This is a genomic window from Paenibacillus sp. tmac-D7 (assembly GCF_006519665.1).
Lineage (GTDB): Bacteria > Bacillota > Bacilli > Paenibacillales > NBRC-103111 > Paenibacillus_G > Paenibacillus_G validus.
The window spans coordinates 1-484 of record NZ_VIDW01000133.1 but is presented as its reverse complement, the minus strand read 5'-3'; the positions used below and the strand labels follow the sequence as shown (position 1 = coordinate 484).

General features: G+C 46.9%; 1 protein-coding gene. It reads right to left on the bottom strand.

Annotated features, from left to right (window positions below):
- On the bottom strand, positions 1 to 484 hold a 484-nt coding region (locus FKP33_RS27530; protein ID WP_141336836.1), incomplete at both ends, for a CBO0543 family protein.

The following is a 484-nucleotide window of genomic DNA, read 5'->3' as shown; positions in this document are numbered from 1 at the left end:
TAGGAAACGAATATGTATGTTTCCAGTGAACGGGGTGGTATAAATCGGCCATTTGTGAGACCGGCTCGGCCACAAAAGCGGAAAATCCCCCAAATAGGAGAGCTTTGAACAACGGATGTATGCCAGACTTGTACTGGTGTAAGAACATAACCGTGACGGGAAGAAGTGAAAAATTCCATGGAAAATTGGCCGGCATGAACGGTATGACTTCCCAGTGATAATGCAAGAGTCCCATGGCAATCCCAAGCTGGTCCAGCCACGATGACACGATAATCATCGTAAGCCCGGATAGGAGAAACTGTCCCGTAGCTCTCTTATCCCGAAATCCGATCCAAAATAGCCAGGGGCATATCGATAAACCTACTCCAAACCACCATTGCCGCGTAAACAGTACGTGAGTGCGCCAAATGTCAGTCATGTTGCGGTGTGCTTCAACAATCAATTGATAGGCTTGTTCGATTGCATGATGAATCTGATTTTCGTC